The organism is bacterium, from assembly GCA_016708025.1.
Classification (GTDB): Bacteria; Zixibacteria; MSB-5A5; order GN15; family FEB-12; genus FEB-12.
Genome location: JADJGQ010000004.1, coordinates 143,003 through 161,527 on the forward strand (window position 1 = coordinate 143,003; position 18,525 = coordinate 161,527).

Genomic DNA, 18,525 nt, shown 5'->3' on the forward strand with positions numbered 1-18,525 from the left:
TGCAGACTATCTCTGTACAGTCAATCACTGCACAGGCTTGATCGTCCTCATGGGCAAGCCGGCAAAGTTGGCTTTGGCGTTGCCGTCAAATAAGAGATGAGGAGCGACAGGTCGGACAAGTCCGGCGTCACTACGACCGATCCGTTTACATTGGCCTCAGGGAGGCAAAGCAGTGACGGTTTCGGCGTGATGGTCAGGTAGGAAATCAGCAAGGAGAGATCGGAGAGGTCCGGAATCTCGGCTACCGATTTGTTGACGTTGCCGGTTGTCCCGATACAGCATGATTGCGGCGTGATCTGTGAGAGGATCGGAACCAGGCCACTACTTCCGCCTGGAGCATAAAGGAGCGCGATACGGTACTTGACCGTGTCACCCTGACTGAGCGTGTCGAGACCGAATGTCATCAAGAGTGACCAGTCGGTGTTGCTGGGACCATTGGCACTGGTTGGCTGGAACATCTGCTGGTACATATCGCCCGGAATGACACCATCCCAAACATAGGTCGGGTTGTCCAGCGCGCGCATATTTCTCGGATTGCCAGCCGAGAGGAAGGCGACGCCCGCGGCGATGGTATTCGAAGGATCCTGAATCCAGATCAGTTTGTTGGTCGCGTCATAGTAGCATTGGTTTGATCCGGAGGAGGCGACATCAAAATCACCAAACACGCCGGAGCGAATAGCCAGCGGTGCGGCACAATTATTGGTGATCGCGTAGTCGGCCGTGACGTAGCCGCATCCGGCAACATCGGAAGGCTCCCATTGGTAGGTCACTTTCCCCTGTACTTTGCCGCCGTTAGAGGCGAAGCGGAGGGTGCGTGTTTGATCGGAGCCAATCGTGCCATTCATCAAGCTGTCGATAGTCGACCAAGTGGGGGTCTCATAAAAGTCCAGATACATTGAGGTATCCGCACCATTCTCATGCATGACGAGGAGAGAGAATCTGGAGATGGCATCGCTGGCGCGAACAAAATCATGTACCGATGGGCGATTATTGAGCGTGACATTCAGGCAGTTGGTGGTGATCGGTCGCTCCATGAGCGCTACTGGGAGGTAGCCGATCTGAATTGAGACCGGAACCTTGATGGTCGGAACCGATGGATTGGTGGTGGCCATCACGATGGTATCCTCGACCTGTCCGAGATTGCAGGTAGACAACGAGGTGGCATCCATTGTCGCAGTGACGACAACGGAGTCACCACTGGCCATGGTGGAGGGTCCGGAGGTCGACAGAGTCAGGAATCCCTGGGCAGAAGTGACCGAGGTCCAGTTGACATTCTCAGGGCGATAGTTGGTGATGGTGACGGTGGTGTCGACTGAGGCACCAAGCGTGACAACCATCGGGCTGACCGCGGCCGGATTGGCGGCAACCAGTCCGAAACCGACAGAGTCAAGCGCCAGCACTATGCCATCCACTTCGGCGGACGGGAACCCGTAGAGATCCTTGGCCGACTGAACGGTCATCGACGACCAGAAGTTGAGCGATGATCCTGGAGTCAGATACGTGGTGAGCGTGCGATACCAGATCTGCGCCGTCTTATCGCGACCGATGGCTGTGGAGGCAATGAAGGCTGCACGGTTCGGAATGCCGGAGTTGATATGGACGCCGCCATTGTCGGTGTCAATCGTCAGCACGACATACTCAGAGAGATGTGCCGGTTGATAGCCGAAGGGGAACCGAGCCGGGTTGGGGCCCTGGTGCGGGTCCTCGAGATTACGGAGGAATCCGGGTGAAGTGATGCGAATTTCTTCGCCCATCAGCCAGTTGGCTGTGTCAACCATGGCACCGAAAACATCGGAGAATGATTCATTCAGCGTGCCTGATTCAAAAGAATAAATCAAGTTGGCGGTATGCTCGGTGACGCCATGAGCCAGTTCGTGCGCGACAACATCGAGCGAGCCGGAGAACGGCTTGTAGGTGGTACCATCGCCATCGGCGAAGTTGACCGAGATGCCGTTCCAGAAGGCATTATTGGTATATGTGGGGTCATGGACCGAGCAGATGATCGACATACCGTTGTCATCGAGGCTGTTTCGGCCAAAGTTTGACTGGAAATAGTCGTAGGTAAGCCCGGAATAGTAATGGCCGGAGACCGCCGCACGGAGCGACGTGTTGTCATTGAAATTATTATTGTCGTTCGGGTCGGTCGTGATCGGACCAGAGCCGAGGTAGTTGTCATAGGTGATGACGACACCATCGTAATTGGTGATCGGCGCCTGGTACATCGGGCGGGAAGCATCGACCAGTTTATAGTCCGGGCCGAACTGATATGTCTGGAGCGTGCGCGTGTTGATGTTAACGTCAACGCCGGTACCGACGGCAGGGCCATCGAAATGAATGTCGTTGTATTTGAAGAGTTCGCGACCGGAGCGGGCATCGACAAAAACGCGCCAGCGAATGGCGGAGCGTTCGCCACCGGTGATGGTCACCAGCCAGGCGAGATGTGAGGTGCCGCTGCGATCGGGGTAGATCAGCAGTTCGCTGTTGGCGTTGATCGATTCTCCGACCAGGCTGTCGGCGAGGATCGCGCGCGCGGTTGCTTCCGCAGTGGCCATATCAACCGCGGGAGACGTTGCGAGCGACGGAGTGGGGATCAGTTGTCCGCCGACCAGATAGATCGACTGGTCTTCGCGGAAGTGGACGATCGTCTCTTTTCCCCAGACGCGCAGACCCTGGAAGCGCTGCTGAAAGCGAAGATGTTCCTGACCGAGCTGGTCAGTCGCCTGTCGGGTGAGCAGCAGTTCCTGCGAAGCGGAATTAAGTTTAAAGAGATCGGGGCGTGAGGAAATGAATGCAACCGCTTTTTCTTCCACGGTGGAACCGGGAACAACAAAGCGTCCCTGAGCAATTTCGGCGGTTTGCCAGGTAGGCTCGAGTGACAACATGTCAAGCCGGGTGGCGGGGATCTGCTGTTGGGCAGCCGCAGCCATGAGCGATCCGGCCAGGCAGACCACAAGAGCGATGGTGATCAACTGACGCATAATCGGGGGGTCCTCTTTTGCTGGTGCAACGGGTTGACCAGAGATTTGGTGGTATCGCTGAAAGATACGCACAATTCAATTTCTGTCAAGGATTTCCCCAGTGAACCGGACGTATTATGTCCACCTTTGCGGATGGCCGCAGACTACTTCTGGTGCGACAGCCAGGCGTCGAAATTGCGCTGCATCTGCCCGATATGCAATGGAATGTGGTTTTCGTAGATTTGCAACCATCGATCCATAGTCATTTCGCCGGATTCAGGATGCTGGATAACTCGGCTCCAATACGATTCGGGAATAGAGCGGATCATGCGATAGGACATTTCGCGAAGCCACTTAAACAGTTCGAGCGCTCCGGCGGCATCCTGCAGATCGTAGCGAAGGTCAGTGGTCCATTTGTCCTGATCATAGGCCATGATGGTTTTCCCCGGCTCTGCAATGAAGCAACGTGCACGGATGTAGCTGTTCGCCTCGGAATCGGCGAGATGAATGATGATCTCGTGGATGGACCAGCGACTCGGCGCGGGCTTGTAGTGCCACATGTCGCGAGGAAATTTCGGGAGCGCCTCAGTCAATTTTTGGTATGCCTGTCCATAGGATTCGATCAGCGCGAGTCGTTCTTCATGAGTCATATCGTCCCTTTCAATTGTTGGTTGAGCGAAGCAAATATCTGTTTGGAGCGTTCCGCTTCGATGCGGTGGTCGACCATCGGCGAAGGATAGCCCGGTGTGACGTTGTTTGACTCGTGCAATGAGTGAATCTGCGAGGGGGAGAGGAGAGCAAGCTCCGGAATCCATCGGTGTATATATACGCAGTCAGGGTCAAACTTCTTTTGCTGGAGCCAGGGATTGAAGATGCGGAAATAAGGGGCAGCATCGCAGCCGGTCGAAGCGGCCCACTGCCAGTTGCCATTGTTGACGGACGGATCGTAGTCCGAGAGTTTTTGTGCGAAGTACTTCTCTCCCCAGTGCCAGTCGAGATGCAGGTCTTTGACCAGGAAAGAGGCGACGATCATGCGGACGCGATTGTGCATGAAGCCGGTCTGGTTGAGTTGCCGCATGCCGGCATCGACGATGGGAAAGCCGGTAGTGCCGGAACACCAGCGTTCGAAAGCGCTCGTGTCAGTGGACCAGGCGAGCTGATCGTATTTGGCATGGAACGCGCCGGTGAAGATATGGGGGAAATGGAACGCGATGTGGGTGAAAAAGTCGCGCCAGTAGAGTTCGTTTATCAGAGTATGGCTTTCACCAAATCGCGAAGCAATTGACCGGTAGACGCGACGAACTGAGATAGTCCCGAATTTCAGGTGAGCGGAGAGTCCGGTGGTGGCGTTGAGCGACGGGATATCTCGGGTGGTGGCGTAATCCCTGAATGTATCGAGATGCGCGAGTTGTGAAATCGCATTGTCAGAGCCGCCATGGGTAAAGAGCGATTCATTGCGCGATGGATGAATTGGCAGATCCGTGAGGCGGACTGTTCCCGCGATATCTTCCGTGTGGAAATTGCGGGTTGAGACTGCCTGCGGTTCCGGAATGAGAATAGTACGGGCGCGTTTCGCAAACGGCGTGTAGACGGTGTAAGGTTTGCCATCATCTTTGAGGACAGCCTCGGGCTCGGTCAGGAGCGCATCGGCGTGCTGGTGAAACGCAACAGAGTGCTGGTCGCAGATTTCGTTGATCGATCTGTCGCGAGCGATACTGTAGGGAGTGTAGTCGCGATTGACGAAGACGGCGTTGATCTGATGCTGAGCGATGAGTTGGTCGATGACCGCGGCCGGTTCGCCTTCAAAGAGATAAAGCCTGCCGCCTTGTGATGTCAATTGCTTATCCAGCCATTCGAGCGACTCCAGCATAAATTGCATCGCGTTGTTGCCGCGGTACGGGTTGTTGCGGACCTGCTGAGGATCGAAGATGAAGCAGGGGATGACGAGATCAGATGACTCAAGGACGGTGCGCAGGGCGGTGTTGTCGTCGAGACGGAGGTCGCGCCGAAAGATGAATAGCGAGATGTGGTAGCGCTTGCCCATAGCGGATGATACTGGATTCAACAGCGAACGGATCGGTTCGTTCCCGTTGTAGGAGGGGCTCCGTCAAAAAAAAGTGAGGGCGTCTATCAACTGAAGGGTTTGAGCCAGTCTTTGGTCATAAACTCCCCCTGGTGGCCATCGGGGTCGAAGAAATAGAGACTCATGTCGCCTGAGGGCCAGGTATGTTCGATGACATCAACGCCGAGGTTATGGAGTTTATTGCGGAAACTGTCTATCTCCTCGCGTTCGATCTGGAAGGCGTAATGCAGATGTTTTGCGCCCTGTCCGCCAAAGAGCCCGAGCTTTCCCTTTTTCCAGAGGCCAAACGCGGTGCCATCGTTCAGTACGAAGGCAACAGCCGAGCCATCGTCCCAGCGCGAGATACGCTGATAGGGGAGGAGGGCCTGGTAGAACTTTTCGGCGATGTCGAGGTCATTGACCTCGAGATGAATTTCAAGCATTCGCATAAAGAAAAACCGGGAGCTAGCTCCCGGTCCTTAGTTCGTATGACGAGCGGCGTGAAAACCGTCCGTTCAGTTGTTGATATACTTTCCCAGGATCTGATTCATACGGGAGGTCATCTTGGAGTTTGGTAACACCTCAGTGGCACCCGCAGAGAGCGCAGCTTTCATCTGGTCCGCCATGATATGTGGCGAATAACAGACGATCGGGATTGATCTGGTGGCTCCGTAGGAGCGGAGTTTATTGATCAGCGACGGCGCCTCAATCCCATTCAGGTTGAGGTCGATTATGATAAGATCCGGCCGAAGTTCCTGCGCTTTGGTAAAAATCTCGTCTGAACGAATTGCTTTAATACCCTCGGCATCCATTCCGTCAAGGACCGACATGATCTTGGAAGTGAAGATCATATTGTTGACGGCAATCAATACCTTCTTGTTTTGCATAATTGAAATACCCCTCAGGGATCTCCTTATCTGTTGGTAGGTCTCCCACTCGACCGGTTTAATATACGACATTGTACGGGCAAATGAAAGGGTTGGACGGAAGAAAAGCGGAGTTTCGAGAGATGGGTTTGTTAAGTCGTTGCAATATAAAACTGTAATTCGGGGAAAAGATTTCCATAATGTGACAGAGTGAACGATCTGGGGTGATTTTTGGTTGATTCCTGGCGCTAAGTGTCGTTACTGGCGGTCATGAAACGAACCAAAATACTGGCGACATATGGTCCGGCGGTCAGTTCGGAGCGGTTGCTCCGTCGGATGGTCGATGAAGGCGTAAATGCTTTCCGTATAAACTGCTCTCACGGAAGCACCGAAGATTTTTCGGGAGCGGTCCGTCAAATCCGAAAAGCGACCACCAGCCAGCGCTGGCCGGTCGGAATTCTCTTTGATATCTCCGGCCCGAAACTTCGACTCGCAAGATTTGCGGGTGACCTAGCGGTCAAGGCAGGCGAACAGATCACGTTGACGGAATCGACGAGCGATCTGAAACTTCGCCAGATCGCAGTAAATCATCCCAAGATCATTGCATCGATCAGACCGGGCGAACGAGTTTTTATTGACGACGGGAATGTCGGTCTGAAAGCGGAGAAATGCGCGAATGGCAAAGTCAGCCTCAGGGTGCTGAACGCCGGAAAACTACTTCCCGGGAAAGGGATCAACCTTCCGGATTCAGTGGTGCAGATGCCGACTATCGGCGCAAAAGATAAGAAAGATCTCAAGACAGCGGTCGAGAGCGGCGCGGATTTTGTCGCGCTGTCTTTCGTACGTTCGGCGGATGATGTGCTGGTCGCGCGTAAACTCATCAAGCAGTATGGCGGAAAACAGAAGATCATCGCCAAGCTGGAGAAGCGGGAAGCGATCGAATCGCTCGAGTCAATTATGGATGTATCTGACGGAGTGATGATCGCTCGAGGGGATCTGGGGGTGGAGCTGCCGCCGGAGCGTCTGCCTAATTTGCAGAAGCGGATCGTTGAGCTGGCGAATCTGCACCGTCAGCCGGTGATAGTTGCGACGCAGATGCTGGAGTCAATGCGGTTTTCGCCGCGACCGACGCGCGCAGAGGTGAATGATGTTGCCTCGGCGGTCTTTGACCATGCGGATGCGGTGATGCTCTCTGCGGAGACGGCGACCGGGCAATACCCGCTGGAGACTGTCCGGATGATGGCGGCGGTGATCTCGGCAAGCGAGGAACGTCGGGAGGTCAACTCCGGCATGGTGGTGCGTGACCTGACGGATAGTATTGAGCCACATTTGGTTTCGCGGATGGTGGGGGCGATCTCGGACGACAGTGTGATCCGGGTGATCTTTGCCTTTACGACCTCCGGATTTACGGCGGAATTGATCGCCAATCTCTTTCCGCGTCAGACGATCGCTGCGCTCACATCCGACAAAAATGTCATGCGACAGCTCTCATTGATCCGGTCGGTTTGTCCGATATATGTACGGCAGCCCGGCTCGTTCCATTCGCTGGTGTCAACCGTGAATCAGGTCAGCCGGAAATACCAACTGGCAAGCAAAGGAGAGCATGTGATCATCACGGGAGGCGCGCCTTTCGGCAGAACGGTGCCTTCAAATCTGGTGATGATCCATGAGGTAGAATGATGCGTGCGAAAATAGGAATACTCGGACTGATGATCCTGTTGGCGGTGGCGGGAGGAGCAATCGGACAGGATGAAGCACCGGCTAAGCCGGTCAAAGCGACCAAGTCGATCGCCATCACCTTCAATGAACTTCCGGCGGCGGAAGCATTCGGCGAGATACACCCCGAAGCGATCAATTTCCTGATTCTCCAGGCGCTGAAAAAACATGAGGTGAAGGCGGCGGGATTTGTCGTGGGGGCGAATCTGGAAAATCAATACGACCTGATCGGGCAATGGCTGAATGACGGCCATGCAATCGGGAGTATGACGTACAATCATGAAGATCTGAATGACCTCGGCTATGTGAAGTTCATCGAAGAGGTGTCGATGGGGGAAGCGGAGCTGGAGACGATGCTCGAGAGTTTCGGGCAGAAGAAGCGATATTTCCGCTACCCGTATCTTCACTATGGCGCAAATAAAGAGGATAAGCGGCAGGTGAAGGGGTATCTCTCCGAGGCCGGGACAGTGGTGGCGCATGCGTCGGTGGTGCCCGATGACCATATGTACAATTTCACGCTGAATAAGATGGGGAAGGTGCTGGATTCGCTGCAGTACGTGGTGCTCAGGGATGAGTATTTCAACAGCGTGTTTGATGAGTTGGAGCGGGCCGAGATGATGGCGAATGATCTGGTGGGACACCAGGTGAAGCAGATTCTGATGCTCCAGACAAATCGATTGAACGCGATCTATCTGGATGAGCTGTTGACCGCGCTGGAAGAGGCGGGATATAAGTTCATTCCGCTCGACGCGGCGCTTCGTGACGAAGTGTACGCGCAGGCGGAGAGTTACTATGGATTGCGCGGGGTGGGGTATCTGGATATGCTGGCGCTGGAAGAAGAGTAGAAGATTTTGTTATTGAGATGTGAAAGCCCGCTTGAGAGAGCGGGCTTTTTTGTGGGGGAGCAAATGTCGGGTTTCATGCGCCGGTGGAGTATTTGGGATGAGAGATCGCAGTTGAGATGGCGCATTCAACCCGACCTACGATTCTCTCAAACGTATCAAGACAATTTTACCTAGCTGAGTCTGATGTTGAAATGTATGGGGCGGGGGTTGCTTCGAAATCGCGGAGGGGAGTTTTGTGCAGTAACAAATACTCATGCCGCGATTTCTCGCAATGACAATCTTGCGGATAGCTAAGAACAAGGGAGAAAGGGCAGACGGGGACGTCTGCTGCTCAAATGTTGGTCCGCTACTCAGAGTAATACATAAAGAGAAACCCGGCGGGCTTGCTCCACTAGTACTGCAAGACGCGCCGGGTTTTCATTTAACCCACCATAAATGATGGGGTACGGTCATAGGACCAGATCTAACACTACTTCAGATACATCATCTTCTTCGTGGCGGTGAAGGAGCCGGAAGTCAGGCGGTAATAGTACACGCCTGTCGCGATATCACTGCCATCGGAGGATTTACCATCCCAGGCAAACTGGTGGCTGCCTGAAGAGAGGTTCTCCTCATGTCGGTAGACCACCTTACCGAGGACATTGAATATCTCAAGAGAGACATCGCCACCATGCGGCAGGTCGAAGCGAATGACAGTTCCGCCATTAAACGGATTCGGGTAGTTCTGCTGCAATTCATACGAGTTGGGCAACGGACCATCCGTCAGTGCAGCATTGACCATCGTCTGGCCGATCTGCGAAGTTACCTTGCCGCCATACTTGGTCGCGGTGGCGACAGACTGAATAGTAGTCGTCGTCAGGATGCGCAGGAGCGGTCCGGCGCGGAAGAAAGTGGCGTTCGGGAAATTCTCCTTTGGCGACAGCACGACATAGGTCGAGCCATTGCGGGCAGAGGTCTGCATTGACATACCGGTCGCCAGCAATTGCGGCGTGACATTTCCGGCCAGGACGATCTGCACCGCGCCGAGCGTATCTGAGGTCGCGCAGAGCAACATACCGGCATTGATGAAGAATGACGCGACATTCGATGAGTTGGGCGGCAGTACATTGGCCGTATCCAGCGCGGACATCCGGCGATAGAGCAGGACGTAGTCCTCGATAGCGAGCGTGCTGCCATCCTGATTGATATCCGAGGCATTCCCCTGGGCGACAGGGTCAACCGTGAAGACCGACGGACCATTGGCGAAGTAACGTCCAAAGAGACGGAAGTCTTCAACTTCGAACGGTACGGCATTCATGTCAACATCGCCGGGCGTTTCCGCGACCGGTTCAGGGCAAGCGATCCCGACGCCGCCGGAGTAGAGGACGATCTTGCGAATGGGGGAATCACATCCGACCAACGGAAGACCGCCAACGCCGGGGAGAACCGCGCCGGAAGCGGGGAGTTCAACGAAAACGGAATCCTGCAATTCAAACAGTCTCTCCACGCCAAAGAGGTGATTACCTGAGGCAGAGGAGATAGAGTTGTCCGCGCAGTCTGACCAATAGAAGCGGACTGGCGCAAAGCGACAGGCCCAGCTTGAATCGGAACCAACGAGGAAGCGGAGTCTGGCCACCGTGACCGGGAGAGTCGGCGCGCCACACGAGGGGTGCAGGTCGCCATTGTTGGTTTCGGCGATACCAACGAGATGAACCTGGCCCGGTGCGTTGGTATAGGTGAAATATTCCCAGGCGCAGGAGTCATAAAGAGCGCCGGGGAGTACTTCGGCGATCGACAGCGCGGCGCTGTCGAAGCGGAAAGTCAGATCAAATCCACCGATCCCCTGTTGCTGGGAGATCGAATCCAACGAGAGGTTCAGTTCGGCGATCTGACCGGGTACGATATCACGGACGGCATTCAATGAGAGACCAAGTGAGGTAAAGATCTCTTCTTCGGGATCCTCGTCATCGTCCTCAGGCGCAACCACCGCAAAGGTAAATTTGAAATGGTTCTGCTTGTAACCATCGGAGATCTTCAACAGCACGTGAAAGAACCGGCCGGAATCTTCGGGATTCGGCAGGAAAGTCAGGTTGTAACCATTTTCGGTTTCAAGCAGTTCGACCGTACCGGACGGCTGCGGACGGACACGCTCATAGGAGACGACCGGCTGGTCGCATTCATCATGGTCATAGGTGCCGATCGGCAGCGTATAGAGCTCACCAAAGGGGATCGGAATAGTGTCACGCCGTTCGATACCATCAAGAACAACCACCGGCATCTGGTTTTTCGGGAAGAGAATAAGGCCGGTGCGTGTTTTCAGACTTGGTATGCTTTGCCAGTAAGCCTCGACCAACACCAGAGAATTGTACCATTCAACCTGGGAGCCGGCGGGCATGGACCAATAACCGCTGACAGAGTCAAGCGCGCCCGGTCCCTTGAGCTGGCGGTAGCGAATGATGCCATCGGCAGGATATTCGCCACGGCGAGACTTAGGCGGTGTCGCCTTGAAAGTAAAGCTCGCGGAGTCACAGTGGTCATAGACCAGCCTGTGCTTGCTGTCATTGAAGACCGGCGGGCACCGGTAGTCAGATCCGGCCTTTACCGACGCTGCCACAGCGATGAGTAAGCAGAATCCGACGCAGAACAAGAATCGCGAGTAATTCATACATGAACTCCTGGGAGGTAGCCATAGGGTGACGCAACAGGTCGGGAGTCCGGCAAGTCGCTACCATCCGGTATGCCAGTCTCTTCAGATAGATTCGGACCAACGGGGGCCGAACTTGACAAATTTTTCAATCTGAAACAGCGACTTGGGATGTCCCTGTTTTGGGGGCGAAGGGTCGTTGGAAATCAATAAGTTACGTCAGTCAGGCAGGGGAGAAAATGGGGGAAGTCCCCCTTATTTGAGAGCGCAAATGAGGCGTCGGGGGGGCCGATGTTAAGGTTGGTTAAAGAAGGGGGAATGGCCAATAGCGGGTTGAATCCGCCGGAAACCGAATTGGTATAATCCAGCAAACCGACCAGGATAAATAAGAACAGGAGGCTATGACGTATGCTAAACAGAAGTTGGCGGGTGACAGTGATGTCACTGATAGCGGTAGTGACGGTTGGAGTGCTTGGCGTTTTTTCGACTGGAGATGTGTTGGCCCAGAGCAAGGAGAACTCCGGGATGCAGTCGCTGCGCGCGCTGAACGAGGCGTTCATTCAGATCGCCAAAGAAGTGACTCCTTCGGTGGTGACAGTCTCGACCGAAAAAGTGGTGAAGATGCGTGGGATCGGCGGATTGAATCCAAACTTCGGAATGTTTAATGATCCCTTCGAGCAGTTTTTCAATATGCCGAAGGGGAATCAGTCGCCGCAACAGGAACAGAGACAGCAAGGATTGGGCTCAGGAGTGGTGGTATCGGAGGATGGGTATATCCTGACGAACAACCATGTTATCGCGGGAGCGGACTCGATCGTTGTCAGGTTCAGCGATGGGAAGTCACTTGCGGCGAAAGTTATCGGCGCAGATGAAAAGACGGATATCGCAGTGATCCGGGTTGAGGCAAAAGGATTGACTCCGATCAAGCAGGGGAGCAGTGATGATCTGCAGGTGGGAGAGATGGTGATGGCGATCGGGTCGCCGCTGAATCCGAATCTTGCGCATACCGTGACCCAGGGGATAGTCAGCGCGAAGGGGCGGTCCAATGTCGGGCTGGCCGACTATGAAGATTTCATTCAGACGGATGCGGCGATCAATCCGGGGAATTCCGGTGGTGCGCTGGTAAATCTGGATGGCGAGCTGGTCGGCGTTAACACGGCGATCGCGAGTCGTTCCGGCGGATTTCAGGGGATCGGGTTTGCAGTGCCGGTCAATATGGCGCTGGACATTATGAACGAACTTATCAGCAATGGGAAGGTTGTGCGCGGCTGGCTTGGAGTTGGTATTCAGGATGTGAATGAAGTGCTGGCGCGAGCGATGGGGCTGGAAGAAAACAGTGGAGTGTTGATCGGCTCGGTGGCGCCAGAGAGTCCGGCGGAAAATGCCGGAATTGCTCCGGGGGATGTGGTCATCAAAGTGAACAGCACGGAGGTGACGAATTCAGCACAACTTCGCAACCTGATCGCCCGAACAGAACCGGGGACGACAGTCACGCTCGGGCTCTTGCGAGATAGCCGGGAGAAAGCGTTGGCGGTGAAGTTGGGTGAACTTCCGGAACAGGACGAGAGCGGCGCGATACGCCGGGGCGGACCATCGAATGATCAGGAGCGAGGGCTGGATCCGGGATTTGATGTCGGACCGGTCACCCGCGAGTTTGCGCGGCAGTTCGATCTGCCGGAGAATACAGCCGGAGTGGTGGTGACTGATATTGACGAGTCGAGTGCGGCCTATCGGCAGGGAGGCTTGCGCGCGGGGGATGTGGTGAGAGAAGTGAATCGGAAACCGATAGCCTCGGTGCAGGAGTTTGAGAGTGCACTGCGGGGTCTGAAGCAAGGAAGTCCACTCCTGTTGCTGGTTTCGCGAGGCGAGCAGCAGCGGTTTGTGGCGTTTGATATCGGTTGAGGAAGTGAGAGCGAAGAGAAGAGCAGGGCCGGAAGGCCCTGTTTTTTTTGTATCAAGAGTGGTCGGTGATTGAGAAGCCCACCATAAATGGTGGGGTACGGTGGATTAATAGGGGTGGGGAGACTGGGGATTTGTGCCGCTGACAATGAGTGTCGAAACCTACACTTCGCGCACCGGCTACGCCAACAGAGGATCCGACCTACAATACTGTTACCCAAGCAACAGTGTTACAATCGGTCGGTCGTACCGTTGAAACAGCTCTCCACCCCAATAGGGTACTCCACCATATCGAGATCAGGCGTTCGCATGTCCAAACTTTGCCTCAGCTTTTTTGGCCGTTCGAAACATGAGAAAAGTGAAGATGACGCATACTATTGCGGCAATCGCTACATAAGTTGGCGACTGGAAGCTCAGGATAAACGCGCCGCACGCGACTAATGATGTAATTACGACCGTCGCACAGCCGAATATTGCCATTGCCATGCTGAACACCCTTTTCTCCGGTTGCAACTGCTCTTCGCGTTTCCTGATCATCTCGACAACCGAAGCGACATTGGATACGCCAAGCACAACTGCCCATCCAAGAAACAAGTATGCAGCGGATGTTCTTCCATGGCGGTACTCGAAAAGGGCAATGATGAGGAGCGTAAGAACAATTGCGAGCGCATAGCTCCATGCGAGTAGACTCGCGAGTGATCTATTCTTGCGCCTGCCTTGTTCTAACTGCATGAGTCGGAATGTACGAACTACATATATGACAGTGAGAACTGTGACCACAAGCGCAACCGTCAAGCAAGCCAACCCCCCAGCAGTAAGATTGGACCGCAGCAGTACTATACCAAATAGTAAGATCGCAACCTGAACAGAAAAGAGTATGGACAGGACTGCTCTGAAGCGAAGTCGCTCGTGATCGAACTGTGGCCCGTCGCCGCCACTATCAGATACGCAGTGGCGGAGCTTTGCGTAGTACCAAGCCGCTATTAACCCTAATGCACCCAACGCGCCTTGCAAAATAACCTCAGGAATCTCTTTCAATGAAGTCTGATCGGCCTGTGCGAAGAGATATGCCATACCAATTGCCATAAGGTAAGCATATGCTGCACCGGTCAGTGCCCACTTAGCCAGCACACCTGAAGTAAGCTTCTTTATCATTATCCCCTGTAACTATTAGTGGGTGCTTCCGCTATAAGTCCTGTGCGTCAAAGCCCTTGCTCGCAGGGTCTGCGGAGGTGAGGCCTGTGGAGAATTCGTGCAGATGGTGGTCATGTTACTCCCTGACCGTAAGAAACTGAAACGGAAGGGATGAGGCAAGAGAAGAAATGAGGGGATCGCGACGCCTTGCCGTCAAAGTGTCGAATTGAGATGCGAGGGAAGTGCTGGGCAAGGCTCGCGATGACGGGCTTCGGGGCGGGCAGACGGGGACATCTGAAGTGCAAGCTGTATTACAATTGTCAGTACTTCAAAGTCCGCGCCCATTAATAGAGGGAGGAGAATAGCCGAGACTCCCTCGCTGGTTTTCGCGGAAGGCGTGATCGGTCAACCAAGCGGGTAATTGCAGGAGCCATGTCCAACAGTCAACCCACGGCTAACCAGGTACTTGATGATTCCAGGTTGTCACCCCCCGGCAGAAAGGTCAGTCGGTCGACTGGAAAGCAGGATTATTTGGTCGAGAATAAGCGCAGATCACTCTCCCGACAGTCAACCAATTCGATGGCAGATACTTGATGATGCCAGACTGGCTTCGGCCCATCACCTGGCACTTGGCAATCATCCTCACCGGCTCTACCGCCACCCGGCATAGGAATCGTCATCACGAGCTTTGCTTCATCCATTTGACAAGGCAAAGCGTCGTGATCTCAGTTTCGATTCAACTGTCGCAGGGGATCGCGACGCCTTGCCGTCGGAGTGTCGGGTTGAGATGCGAGGGAAGTGAAGGGCAAGGCTCGCGATGACGGAACGCAGAGGTGGGGCGGATTGCATCAGTGACATCAAAAAGCTTGGAGGCGGAGGAGGGGGGAGTTATTCTTTCGGCCATGTCGAATGAAAGATCGATCCCAGTCCAACATCGGATGACCCCATCGCGCGCGTTGTTGTTGTTAACAATCGGCGCGGTCTGTATCAGTTTTGCCGCGATCTTCGTGAAGGGGATCGGGAGCGACCGTCTTGGCGCGACGGCAATCGGTTTCTGGCGAATGCTATTTGGGTCGGCGATCATGTTTGGATGGACGCTGATCGAGGGGAAAAGTGTGGGTTTGCCGAAACGGATCTACTTCTGGTCGGCGTTTGCCGGTTTTGCGTTTTTCTGTGATCTCTGGACCTGGCATCGGTCGATATTTATTACCGGGGCGGGGATGGCGACGATTCTCGGGAATACGCAGGTTTTTGGCAGTGCCATTCTGGGGTACTTTGCTTTCAAAGAAAAGCTCTCGCTTAAGTTCTTTCTGGCGGCGATCCTTGGATTTGTCGGGATCGTGCTTTTGATAGGCGTGGGGAGTGATGATATCCAGTTGACTGAGCATTACCTGATGGGGGTCTTTTTCGGACTGCTGACGGGGATCTGCTATGCATCGTATATCTCACTGGTGAAAAAGGCGAGTCATGAGCATGTGGAGGTAGGGACCCTTGCTTTGATGGCCTGGACCGCTTTGTTTTGCGCGATCTTCCTCGGAGTCGCGGGTCTGGTTGAAGGCGAGGCGATGTTGCCTCCGGATGCGACGAGTTGGCTGTTTTTGCTCGGCCTTGGATTGGTGCCGCAAGCGATCGGTTGGCGAGTGATATCATCTTCGTTGCCGCATATCGACGCACACCGCGCGGGGCTGGCGCTGCTGCTTCAACCGATACTGGCGACAGTTTGGGGATTTCTCTTCTTTGGGGAGATGCTCGGCCCACTGCAATTAGTGGGGGCAGTGGTGACGCTGGGGGCGATCTATTTCGGGTCGATTCGAAAGTAGCCGGTCAGTTCAACCTCTATACTCCCGCATTCTACGTTTCTACCAACCGCACAATAATCTTGCATACATGGACTCGTAATACTATCTTAGTGCGTCACTGTCGGGTGACGTGTGGAGGATCTCAAAGCAGAAATTTCCAAAGGAGCTGGTCATGAGGAGATGGGCGTGGTTGGCGATTCTGGCGCTTATGTTAGTGCCAATGATCTCTTTCTCGGCGGTAGATGTACAGCTGGGAACGACTGAGGCGTATTGGTATCCGGGGGACAACGTGAAGATCCCGATCATCATGACTAACGATGTCAAAACCCAAGCTTTCACCGCTTCGATACGTATCCTCTCCGGAACAATTGTGGTCGATTCGGTGGTCAGAAGTGGCAGACTCGGACAAGGAGACGTCCCTATAGCTGTTTGGTTACCGACTGCGTGCGATATATCTACGCCGAGTGATTCCGGAACAGTAATATTCGTAAGCAGTCCATCCATGGGGATCCCAATCGGATCCGGAGAGATAGCCAGCATCTGGATGCATGGGTATTCTCTGGGCAGCCAGTTTACATTCCAAATGGTCGATTCCTTTGCCATGGATCCGGCAGATCCTTGTTATAACCGGCATCGTTCTATGGCATCGATATTCAAGAGCAGCTATGAATTGGAGGAGGTTGAATTAGGCTTGAGTAACACGACGTTAACGTTGGTTGATGCGGCACTGGAGTTGACGACCCCAGCGACGGTCTCAGGTATGACATTGAAACCTCTGTCAATTCCGGTAGATGTATGGTCGTTGTATGAGGGGGTCACAGTCGAAGTGATCTCATTTGAGGGGCCGAATGGCCAGTCGCCATTTCCGACTGTTTCAGGTGCCGGACCATGGCAGTTGGAGTGGACTCCCGGCCTGAATGGTGCGGGTGCGTATCTGTTGACCGTTCGCGCTTCGAATCCGCAAGGGCAGCACGCCGAAAAGTCCATAGCGATTGCCATCGGCTCCAGTGTCCTGTCAGGAGATATTGACTGCAACGGCAATGTCGACTTAAGCGACCTGTCACGGATGATAAACTGGCTGCTCAATCACACGGTGCCGCCGCTCTGTCCGTAGGTCTTGAGATGATCAAGAGACAATGAAAAAGGCGGCTCAGGTGAGCCGCCTTTTCTATGAGAAACGTGTATCGACTTAACCAACCAGCACTTTTTCGAGACGTTCGACCAGATAGTCGACATCCTTCTCAGTGATGATGAGCGGCGGGGAGATACGGATCGTATGGCCGTGGCTGTCGTTCGCAAGGACATTGAGATCGAGCAGTTGACGGCAGTAGTTCATGGCGTCGCCATCGTTGACTTCGATCCCGATAAAGAGGCCGCGTCCGCGGACTTCTTTGACATGCTTGGAACGCTTGGCAACATCAAGGATCTTCTCTTTGAGGATCTTGCCGGTCGTGGCGGCCTTTTCAGAGAGCTTTTCTTCTACGAGGACATCGAGAGCGGCAACGCCAGCCACACAAGCGAGAGGGTAACCGCCGTAGGTGGAACCATCGCGACCCGGCTGGAAGACCAGATCCATCAGGTGAGAGTTTGTCACCATGACAGAAAGCGGGACTAAACCGCCGGAGATCGCTTTGCCGAGGATGACGGCATCGGGGATGACATTCTCATGCTCGAAGCAGAAGTTCTTGCCGGTACGTCCGAGGCCGACCTGGATCTCATCGAAGAGCAACAGCAGGTCGTTGGCATCGGCGATCTCGCGAAGTCCCTGGAGGAATCCCGCCGGCGGCTGATACATGCCGCCTTCGCCCTGCATCGGTTCGACCAGAATAGCGCAGGTGTTTTTGTTTACGGCCTTCTTGACGCCTTCGAGGTCGCCAAAATCAACCGTCACGAAACCGGGGGTGAGCGGGCCGAAGCCTACTTTGTATTTTTCTGAGGTAGAGAACGAAACGATGGTGATCATGCGGCCATGGAAGTTATTGCCGAAAACGATGATCTCCTGTTTGCCATCCGGGATCCCTTTAGCCATATGGCCATAGGCGCGTCCGAGCTTGATGGCAGTTTCGACGGATTCAACGCCGCCATTCTTGGCGAGGACTTTGTTCCCTTTGGCGCCAAAACGGGGGCCAAGCTGCGGGACGAGAGTCGCGCACTTTTTCAGGAAGAAGCCAAGCGGGTCGGTATAAACGACATTCGAAATAACAGAGGCATAGTGACCATTGAGAGCATCAACGAGTGCCTGGACGATCTTCGGATGATGATGGCCGGGGTTAGCGGCGGAATAGGCAGAGAGGCAGTCGAGATACTTTTTGTCATCCAGAGAGGTAAGCCAGGCGCCTTCGGCTTTGCGGACCACCATATGAAGGCGGCCGTAATGATTGGCGCCGTACGTGGTCTCCCAGTCAAAGATCTGGTCATCGGAGACGTTGGAATACGTCGTGGCTGAGCGATGCAGGGTGTCGGTTGGATTCATGGTCGTATCCTCTATGTTCTAAAGGCCTAGTAGTCGAAAGTGGGTGACTCTAACATATCAATTATCGTCATTTCCGCAAGCTGTTTCTATATGAAAAGACGTCAAAAACAGAACAATTGTTGCATTATATCTTTGTGCGGTGACTATGGTG

General features: G+C 54.2%; 13 protein-coding genes. 5 read left to right on the plus strand and 8 right to left on the minus strand.

Annotated elements, in window-relative coordinates; translation table 11 throughout:
* Positions 1 to 47: 47 nt before the first annotated feature.
* The 5 genes from IPH75_14045 to IPH75_14065 all read right to left on the minus strand — a co-directional run bounded on the left by IPH75_14045 (position 48) and on the right by IPH75_14065 (position 5,906).
* Positions 48 to 2,978, minus strand: a complete 2,931-nt coding sequence (locus IPH75_14045) for a peptidase M4 family protein (GenBank protein ID MBK7143191.1) — start codon at positions 2,976 to 2,978, stop codon at positions 48 to 50.
* 143 nt (positions 2,979 to 3,121) lie between these two features.
* Complete coding sequence (locus IPH75_14050; protein ID MBK7143192.1) at positions 3,122 to 3,607, minus strand: DinB family protein; 486 nt, start codon at positions 3,605 to 3,607, stop codon at positions 3,122 to 3,124.
* The gene (locus IPH75_14055; GenBank protein ID MBK7143193.1) at positions 3,604 to 5,001 is read right to left on the minus strand and encodes a deoxyribodipyrimidine photo-lyase; all 1,398 of its coding nucleotides are present in this window, start codon (positions 4,999 to 5,001) and stop codon (positions 3,604 to 3,606) included. Before IPH75_14055 ends, IPH75_14050 begins: the two co-directional genes overlap by 4 nt.
* Positions 5,002 to 5,087: 86 nt before the next feature.
* The gene (locus IPH75_14060; GenBank protein MBK7143194.1) at positions 5,088 to 5,462 is read right to left on the minus strand and encodes a hypothetical protein; all 375 of its coding nucleotides are present in this window, start codon (positions 5,460 to 5,462) and stop codon (positions 5,088 to 5,090) included.
* A 72-nt stretch (positions 5,463 to 5,534) separates the two neighbouring features.
* Complete coding sequence (locus IPH75_14065) at positions 5,535 to 5,906, minus strand: response regulator (GenBank protein ID MBK7143195.1); 372 nt, start codon at positions 5,904 to 5,906, stop codon at positions 5,535 to 5,537.
* Between the two features lie 249 nt (positions 5,907 to 6,155).
* Here IPH75_14065 and pyk point away from each other — a divergent pair, with 249 nt between their 5' ends.
* Both pyk and IPH75_14075 read left to right on the plus strand, forming a co-directional pair.
* Positions 6,156 to 7,565 (plus strand): pyruvate kinase, encoded by a 1,410-nt coding sequence (pyk, locus tag IPH75_14070; protein MBK7143196.1) that lies wholly within the window; start codon positions 6,156 to 6,158, stop codon positions 7,563 to 7,565.
* Positions 7,562 to 8,446, plus strand: a complete 885-nt coding sequence (locus IPH75_14075; GenBank protein ID MBK7143197.1) for a polysaccharide deacetylase family protein — start codon at positions 7,562 to 7,564, stop codon at positions 8,444 to 8,446. Before pyk ends, IPH75_14075 begins: the two co-directional genes overlap by 4 nt.
* A 469-nt stretch (positions 8,447 to 8,915) precedes the next feature.
* Here IPH75_14075 and IPH75_14080 read toward each other — a convergent pair whose 3' ends face one another.
* Positions 8,916 to 11,090: a T9SS type A sorting domain-containing protein gene (locus tag IPH75_14080; GenBank protein MBK7143198.1), complete on the minus strand. Its 2,175-nt coding sequence runs from the start codon at positions 11,088 to 11,090 to the stop codon at positions 8,916 to 8,918.
* Positions 11,091 to 11,477: 387 nt separating this feature from the next.
* Between IPH75_14080 and IPH75_14085 the strand changes: the two genes are divergently transcribed.
* Positions 11,478 to 12,971, plus strand: coding sequence for a DegQ family serine endoprotease (locus tag IPH75_14085; protein ID MBK7143199.1), 1,494 nt, complete (start codon positions 11,478 to 11,480; stop codon positions 12,969 to 12,971).
* A 294-nt stretch (positions 12,972 to 13,265) separates the two neighbouring features.
* Here IPH75_14085 and IPH75_14090 read toward each other — a convergent pair whose 3' ends face one another.
* On the minus strand, positions 13,266 to 14,123 hold the full coding sequence (locus IPH75_14090; GenBank protein MBK7143200.1) for a hypothetical protein: 858 nt from the start codon (positions 14,121 to 14,123) through the stop codon (positions 13,266 to 13,268).
* A gap of 881 nt (positions 14,124 to 15,004) precedes the next feature.
* Between IPH75_14090 and IPH75_14095 the strand changes: the two genes are divergently transcribed.
* On the plus strand, positions 15,005 to 15,922 hold the full coding sequence (locus tag IPH75_14095; GenBank protein ID MBK7143201.1) for a DMT family transporter: 918 nt from the start codon (positions 15,005 to 15,007) through the stop codon (positions 15,920 to 15,922).
* A gap of 151 nt (positions 15,923 to 16,073) precedes the next feature.
* Positions 16,074 to 17,015 carry a hypothetical protein gene (locus IPH75_14100; GenBank protein ID MBK7143202.1) on the plus strand — a complete coding sequence of 314 codons (942 nt, stop codon included), beginning with the start codon at positions 16,074 to 16,076 and terminating at the stop codon, positions 17,013 to 17,015.
* A 75-nt stretch (positions 17,016 to 17,090) separates the two neighbouring features.
* Here IPH75_14100 and IPH75_14105 read toward each other — a convergent pair whose 3' ends face one another.
* On the minus strand, positions 17,091 to 18,374 hold the full coding sequence (locus tag IPH75_14105) for an aspartate aminotransferase family protein (GenBank protein MBK7143203.1): 1,284 nt from the start codon (positions 18,372 to 18,374) through the stop codon (positions 17,091 to 17,093).
* Positions 18,375 to 18,525 lie beyond the last annotated feature (151 nt).